The sequence below is a fragment of the Pseudomonas sp. S37 genome, from assembly GCF_016658545.1.
Taxonomy (GTDB): Bacteria; Pseudomonadota; Gammaproteobacteria; order Pseudomonadales; family Pseudomonadaceae; genus Aquipseudomonas.
In genome coordinates this window covers 1-6,456 of sequence record NZ_JACVZC010000185.1, presented here as the reverse complement: position 1 = coordinate 6,456, position 6,456 = coordinate 1, and the positions used below count along the sequence as shown (strand labels likewise).

General features: G+C 63.6%; 8 protein-coding genes. All 8 read left to right on the top strand.

Annotated features, from left to right (window positions below; translation table 11 throughout):
- Positions 1–212: 212 nt before the first annotated feature.
- Entirely contained in the window at positions 213–1,268 is a 1,056-nt protein-coding gene (gene cobT / locus IAE39_RS28625) for a nicotinate-nucleotide--dimethylbenzimidazole phosphoribosyltransferase (RefSeq protein WP_201207826.1), read from the top strand.
- Positions 1,265–1,831, top strand: a complete 567-nt coding sequence (gene cobC, locus IAE39_RS28620) for an alpha-ribazole phosphatase family protein (protein WP_201207825.1) — start codon at positions 1,265–1,267, stop codon at positions 1,829–1,831. Before cobT ends, cobC begins: the two co-directional genes overlap by 4 nt.
- A 1-nt stretch (position 1,832) precedes the next feature.
- Positions 1,833–2,555, top strand: a complete 723-nt coding sequence (locus tag IAE39_RS28615; protein ID WP_201207824.1) for an adenosylcobinamide-GDP ribazoletransferase — start codon at positions 1,833–1,835, stop codon at positions 2,553–2,555.
- Between the two features lie 185 nt (positions 2,556–2,740).
- A complete protein-coding gene (locus IAE39_RS28610; RefSeq protein ID WP_236548869.1) occupies positions 2,741–3,856 on the top strand; it encodes a glycoside hydrolase family 5 protein in 1,116 nt (371 codons plus the stop codon).
- A gap of 61 nt (positions 3,857–3,917) precedes the next feature.
- A complete protein-coding gene (locus IAE39_RS28605; protein WP_201207822.1) occupies positions 3,918–4,322 on the top strand; it encodes a MarR family winged helix-turn-helix transcriptional regulator in 405 nt (134 codons plus the stop codon).
- Between the two features lie 64 nt (positions 4,323–4,386).
- Positions 4,387–5,589: an MFS transporter gene (locus IAE39_RS28600; protein ID WP_236548868.1), complete on the top strand. Its 1,203-nt coding sequence runs from the start codon at positions 4,387–4,389 to the stop codon at positions 5,587–5,589.
- Positions 5,586–5,708 carry a hypothetical protein gene (locus IAE39_RS29940; RefSeq protein WP_268934213.1) on the top strand — a complete coding sequence of 41 codons (123 nt, stop codon included), beginning with the start codon at positions 5,586–5,588 and terminating at the stop codon, positions 5,706–5,708. Before IAE39_RS28600 ends, IAE39_RS29940 begins: the two co-directional genes overlap by 4 nt.
- 46 nt (positions 5,709–5,754) lie before the next feature.
- On the top strand, positions 5,755–6,306 hold the full coding sequence (locus IAE39_RS28595; protein WP_201207821.1) for a glutathione peroxidase: 552 nt from the start codon (positions 5,755–5,757) through the stop codon (positions 6,304–6,306).
- The last annotated feature ends 150 nt before the right edge of the window (positions 6,307–6,456 follow it).

Here is a 6,456-nt window from a genome sequence, read left to right as displayed (position 1 = left end):
GCGGCTTTAGCCGCGAAGCGCCGCGCGGGCGGCGCTCGATCTCGCAGGCGCCATATATGTCGAGGCGAACGCTTCGGCGCTCGATTTAACAGGCGCTGAAAATGCTTCGGTGAACACTTGGCGGCGCTCGACTTCACAGGCGCTGAACACCTCTTGGCGAACACCTATCAGCCCCAACACCTATTTCTCAACCCCAAACAGGCCCATCGACCATGACCCAACCCTGGTGGCAAACCCCCTGCCAACCCCTCGACAACGCCGCCATGGACCAGGCCCGCGCCCGTCAGCAGCAATTGACCAAGCCAACCGGTTCGCTCGGCCAGCTGGAAGGCCTGGCCATCCAGCTGGCTGGCATGCAGGGGCAAGAACGCCCCGCCCTCGATAACACCGCGATCACCATTTTTGCCGGCGACCATGGCGTGGTCGAAGAAGGCATCTCGGCCTACCCGCAGGCAGTAACCGGGCAGATGTTGCGCAACTTCGTCGGCGGCGGTGCGGCGATCAGCGTGCTGGCGCGGCAGCTGCTGGCCAGCCTGGAAGTGGTCGACCTTGGCACCATCGACCTGCAACTGGAGCTGCCTGGCGTGCGTCATCTGCGCCTGGGCGCCGGCACCGCGAATTTTGCCCGCCAGCCAGCGCTGACCGACAGCCAGCTTCAAGCTGCCTTGCAGGCCGGCCGCGACAGCGCCCTGCGTGCAGCAGAGCAAGGCGCGCAGTTGTTCATCGGTGGTGAGATGGGCATTGGCAACACCACGGCCGCCGCCGCCTTGGCCAGCGTCCTGTTGGGCTGCCCGGCGGCAGAGCTGAGCGGGCCGGGCACCGGCCTGGACAACGCCGGGGTGCGGCACAAGGCCGAGGTCATCGAGCAGGCGCTACGCCTGCATGGTCTGAGTGCTGAGCAACCGTTGCAGGCCTTGGGCTGTGTGGGCGGTTTCGAAATTGCAGCGCTGGCGGGTGCCTACATCGGCTGCGCGCAGGCGGGCGTCGCGGTACTGGTCGATGGCTTTATCTGCAGCGTTGCCGCGCTGCTGGCGGTACGCCTCAACCCGCAATGCCGGGCCTGGCTGCTGTTCGCCCATCAAGGTGCCGAGCCTGGGCACAAGGCCTTGCTCGCTGCGCTGCAGGCCGAGCCGTTGCTGGCCCTGGGCTTGCGCCTGGGCGAGGGCAGTGGTGCTGCCCTGGCGGTACCCCTGTTGCGCCTGGCCTGTGCGCTGCATGGGCAGATGGCGACCTTTGCCGAGGCTGCGGTGGCGGACCGCCCGGCATGATCCTCGACCTGCTGCGCCATGGGGAAACGGAGCAGGGCGGCCTGCGTGGCAGCCTGGACGATGCCCTGACCGACAAGGGCTGGGCACAAATGCGCAGTGCCGTGGCCGAGGCCGGCCCGTGGCAAGTGCTGGTCAGCTCGCCGCTGCAGCGCTGTGGGCGCTTTGCCGATGAGCTGGGGGCACGGTTGAGTCTGCCGGTGCAGCGTGAGCCCGCCTTGCAGGAGTTGCATTTTGGCGATTGGGAGGGCCGTAGCGCCGCGCAGATCATGGAGGACCAGGCGGACGCGCTGGGGCTTTTCTGGGCGGACCCTTACGCCTTCACGCCCCCCAATGGCGAGCCGGTCGAAGTGTTCGCTGATCGAGTGCTGGCGGCTGTCGAACGCTTGCGCCTGCAGCATGCCGGCAAACACGTGCTGTTGGTCACCCACGGCGGCGTGATGCGGCTGTTGCTGGCCCGCGCTCGTGGTTTGCCCAGGGAACAGCTGCTGCAAGTCGAAGTCGGGCATGGCGCCTTGATGCGGCTGGTAATGGGTGACGACGGGCAACTGGTCGAGGAGCGCTGAAATGTTGCCGTTCTGGATTGCCTTGCAGTTTCTCAGCAGCCTGCCGGTGAGCCTGCCGGGTATGCCGGCACCGCGTGACGTGGGGCGTTCGCTGTTGTTCTACCCCTTGGTCGGGCTGCTGTTCGGCCTGCTGTTGTGGCTGGCCAGCCACCTGCTGCAAGGTACGCCCGCCGCGTTGCAGGCGGCGTTGCTGCTGACGCTGTGGGTGCTGCTCAGTGGCGCCTTGCACCTGGATGGCCTGGCGGACAGTGCGGATGCCTGGCTGGGTGGTTTTGGCGACCGTGAGCGCACTTTGCACATCATGAAGGACCCGCGCAGCGGGCCGATTGCCGTGGTGACCCTGGTGCTGGTGCTGCTGTTGAAGTTCTGTGCCTTGTGGGTGTTGGTCGAGCAGGGCGTTGGAGCACAGCTGCTGCTGGCGCCGCTGCTCGGGCGAGCGGCGATGCTGGCATTGTTCCTGTGCACGCCTTATGTGCGCCCAGGCGGGCTTGGGCAGGCGCTGGCAGAGCACCTGCCGCGGCGGGCAGCGGGCTGGGTGCTGCTGGGGTGTGTACTTTTCAGCCTGTTGCTGGGTGGATGGAGCGTGGTGCTGGCAATGCTGGTATTTGCCTGGTTGCGGCAGCTGATGTGCCGACGCCTGGGCGGTACTACCGGCGATACTGCCGGCGCGCTGCTGGAGTTGCTTGAACTGGCCGTACTGCTCGGCTTGGCGCTGGGGCTGTAGGAAGTTTTTGTAGGAGGTTTCTGAGTCAATAATGCAGGAAAAATCCTGAAAAATATCAGTAAAAGCCAATAACTTGGTGGTTGGCTTATCCTCGCTGCTTTGTCGTCGAGGAACGTGCCATGCGTCACTTGATTCTCTGTGCCTTGCTGATGGGGTTGGCGCCTGCTGCCGTGGCAGCTGACCTCATGAGCTTCTGGGGCAACCCCCGCCACGGCGGCAACAGCTTCAATCGCTTGCCGCCCGATCAAGCCTATTTCGATGCCTTGGCTGGCTATGGCGCCACCTGGGTGCGGCTGTCATACGACAAATGGCAACCGGCAAATCGAGATTTCCTGCTTGGCAATGCCGATGCTTATCAGGGCTTGCCTGCAGCCGACCTGGCGACGTTGCGTGCCACGCTGGACCGAGCACACCGGGCAGGGCTGAAGGTGGTCATCGCACCGCTTTCGCTGCCCGGCATGCGTTGGTCGCAAAACAACCAGGGTCAGTTCGATGACCGTCTCTGGCAAGACAAGCGCTACTGGTCGCAAGCTGCGGCGTTCTGGCGCGATGTAGCGCGCGAGCTTAAGGACCACCCGGCCATCGCCGCCTACAACCTGGTCAATGAGCCGGCACCGGAGAAACACGGCGGCCTTGCCGAGCACGCCGAGCCCGGGCACATGCAGCAGTGGTACGCGCGTGAGCGGGGCGGTGCGCGAGATCTGCCGGCGTTCTATCGACAGTTGATTGCCAGCATCCGCGAGGAGGACGCTGACACGCCGATCATGCTGGATGCCGGCTGGTTTGCTGCGGCAGATGCCTTCGGTTACTGGCCTGCCCCGCTGGAGGACTCGCGTGTTCTCTACAGTGTGCACATGTACGAGCCCTACTTTGCCACCAGTGCGCCAAACATGGCCCGCAAGCAGCCTATCGCCTATCCCGGCCCGGCACCCTTCGCCGGGCAAAGCCAGCAGTGGGACGGCCAGCGTGTCGGGCGTTACTTGCAGCAGCCCCTGGATTGGGCTGACGCCATGAACCTGCCACGCTCACGTTTGGTGGTGGGGGAGTTCGGCTGCATGCGCCGGTTGCCGGGTTGTCGGCAATACCTGGAGGACGTGCTCAGCGTGTTGGAGCGCAACCAGTTGCACTGGGCGTTCTACAGCTTTCGTGAAGACAACTGGGACGGCATGGATTACGAACTGGGTTCAGCCAAGGTGCCGTGGGGTTACTGGCAAGCTATTGAGCAGGGCGCACCAGACCCTTTGCCGCGTAAGGCTACAGTGGAGTTCGAACCCATTCGCCGTCGCCTGAGTCCCGATTGATGCTTGCCTGTAGTCGTGAAACTTCTTGCAACAAGCAAAGCGCGGGTATATACACGTATCCATGCTGACCAGTGAATGTATCTGTACTCATTTGCGTCGTGCCGCCCGCGGGGTGAGCCGGCATTACGACGAGGCCCTTGCCGGCTTCGGGGTCAATGTCGCCCAGTTTTCCTTGCTTCGGCACCTGCAGCGGCTTGACCGCCCCAGCATTACCACCCTGGCCGAGGCCATGGGCCTGGAGCGCAGTACCCTGGGCCGCAACCTGCGAGTACTTGAGGCTGAAGGGCTGGTGGCGTTGGCCGATGGTGATGACCAGCGCAACCGCGTTGTGCTGTTGACCGAGTCAGGTACGCAACTGCTACAGGCGGCTTACCCTGCCTGGGAACAGGCGCAAGCGGAATTGGTGGAGCGGCTGGGGGTAGGGCCGCGCGATGAGCTGGTGCGCTTGTTGGGCCAACTGGCCTGAATTGACACGACTATAAGCGGGTATATACCCGCAAAAACCTTGCGATGTGCTGGAGATAACGACAATGACTTCGGTGTGGCGAACCAGCGGATGGGTATTGGTTGGGGCGGCGTTGATTCTGGCGCTGTCCCTGGGTGTGCGGCACGGTTTCGGCTTGTTCCTGGCGCCCATGAGCGCTGATTTTGGCTGGGGCCGTGAGGTATTTGCCTTCGCCATCGCCTTGCAGAACCTGATCTGGGGGCTGGCGCAACCGTTCGCCGGCGCCTTGGCCGATCGCCTGGGGGCGGCGCGGGTAGTGATCATTGGCGGTATTCTGTACGCCGTCGGCTTGATCCTGATGGGCATGGCCGACTCGGCCTGGTCGCTGTCGCTGAGCGCGGGCTTGCTGATCGGCATTGGCCTGTCCGGCACTTCGTTTTCGGTCATTCTTGGTGTAGTCGGGCGGGCCGTGCCTGCCGAAAAACGCAGCATGGCCATGGGGATCGCCAGCGCCGCCGGTTCGTTCGGCCAGTTCGCCATGTTGCCAGGCACTCTTGGCCTGATCCAGTGGCTGGGCTGGTCGGCAGCGTTGCTGGTGCTGGGGGTGATGGTAGCGTTCATTGTGCCTTTCGTCGGCATGCTGCGCGACCGCCCGTTACCTAGCCATGGCGCCGAACAAACCCTGGGCCAGGCGTTGCGCGAGGCCTGCTCGCACTCCGGCTTCTGGCTGCTGGCGCTGGGCTTCTTTGTCTGTGGTTTCCAGGTCGTGTTCATTGGCGTGCATCTGCCGGCCTACCTGGTCGACCAGCACCTGGCCGCGACCACTGGCACTACGGTGCTGGCGCTGGTGGGGTTGTTCAATATCGTCGGTACCTTCACCGCGGGTTGGTTGGGCGGGCGCATGTCCAAGCCGCGCCTGCTCACCGGGCTGTACCTGCTGCGGGCGGTGGTGATCGTGTTGTTCCTGTGGGCGCCGGTGAGCCAGTTCAGTGCCTACCTTTTCGGCATCGCCATGGGCCTGCTGTGGTTGTCCACGGTGCCGCTGACCAATGGCACAGTAGCCACCGTGTTTGGCGTGCGCAACCTGTCGATGCTGGGCGGGATCGTGTTCCTGTTCCACCAGTTGGGTGCGTTTCTGGGGGGCTGGCTGGGCGGGGTGGTGTATGACCGTACTGGCAGCTACGACCTGGTCTGGCAGATTTCCATCCTGCTCAGCCTGCTGGCCGCAGCCCTCAACTGGCCGGTGCGCGAGCGCCCGGTCGCCCGCTTGCAGGCCCAAGCCGCATGAACCGCTATCTGGCCCGCGGGCTGCTGGCCGTTGCTGCGCTGTTGCTGCTGGCCCTGGTGTGGTGGGGCTGGCACCAGGGCGGGATGGCGTTGATGCAGCTGGGCATGAGTGTTTGTTAGGCGCTACCCTGCAAGCTCAAGGATTGTCATGCGGGAGAAAACTGACATGCGTGCACATTGGTTGACGGTGCCGGTGCTGGCCTTGCTTGCCAGCGCATCGTGCTGGGCTGCCGACTGCCCGGCGTTGTTGCAGGGCAGCTTGCCGGAGTTGCGCGGCAAGGGGCAGGTCGAGTTGTGCGAGCGGTTTGCCGGCAAGCCGCTGGTGGTGGTGAACACGGCCAGCTATTGCGGTTTTGCGCCGCAGTTCGAGGGACTGGAGGCGACCTACAAGGAGTATCACGAGCAGGGCCTGGAAATGCTGGGTGTGCCGTCCAATGACTTCAAGCAGGAAGATGCCGATAGCGAGAAGACGGCCAAGGTCTGCTATGCCAACTATGGTGTCACGTTCACCATGACCAAGACGCAGGCAGTGCGAGGCAAGGATGCGATACCGTTGTTTGCCGAGTTGGCTAGCCAGAGCAGTGCGCCGAAGTGGAATTTCTACAAATATGTTGTTGATCGCAAGGGCAAGGTGATCGGTAACTTCTCCAGCCTGACCAAGCCGGATGATCCGGAGTTCCGGGCAGCTATTGAAAAGGCTATCGCCTCGAAGCAGTAATTGGCTGCCGTTAGTTGCTCTTGCTCTTGCTCTTGCTCCGGCTTTTGACTTTGCTTCTAAGCGCGCGATAGCCCAAGCGACGCCGATTGCGACTTCAGTAGGCCGAGCGAAGGGCATGCGGAGGGAGGTGACGGGCATGGATGCCCGTCA

Coding starts and splice junctions, on each gene's coding strand:
- cobT (WP_201207826.1), top strand. CDS start 213: ATGACCCAACCCTGGTGGCAAACCCCCTGCCAACCCCTCGACAACGCC.
- cobC (WP_201207825.1), top strand. CDS start 1,265: ATGATCCTCGACCTGCTGCGCCATGGGGAAACGGAGCAGGGCGGCCTG.
- IAE39_RS28615 (WP_201207824.1), top strand. CDS start 1,833: ATGTTGCCGTTCTGGATTGCCTTGCAGTTTCTCAGCAGCCTGCCGGTG.
- IAE39_RS28610 (WP_236548869.1), top strand. CDS start 2,741: ATGAGCTTCTGGGGCAACCCCCGCCACGGCGGCAACAGCTTCAATCGC.
- IAE39_RS28605 (WP_201207822.1), top strand. CDS start 3,918: ATGCTGACCAGTGAATGTATCTGTACTCATTTGCGTCGTGCCGCCCGC.
- IAE39_RS28600 (WP_236548868.1), top strand. CDS start 4,387: ATGACTTCGGTGTGGCGAACCAGCGGATGGGTATTGGTTGGGGCGGCG.
- IAE39_RS29940 (WP_268934213.1), top strand. CDS start 5,586: ATGAACCGCTATCTGGCCCGCGGGCTGCTGGCCGTTGCTGCGCTGTTG.
- IAE39_RS28595 (WP_201207821.1), top strand. CDS start 5,755: ATGCGTGCACATTGGTTGACGGTGCCGGTGCTGGCCTTGCTTGCCAGC.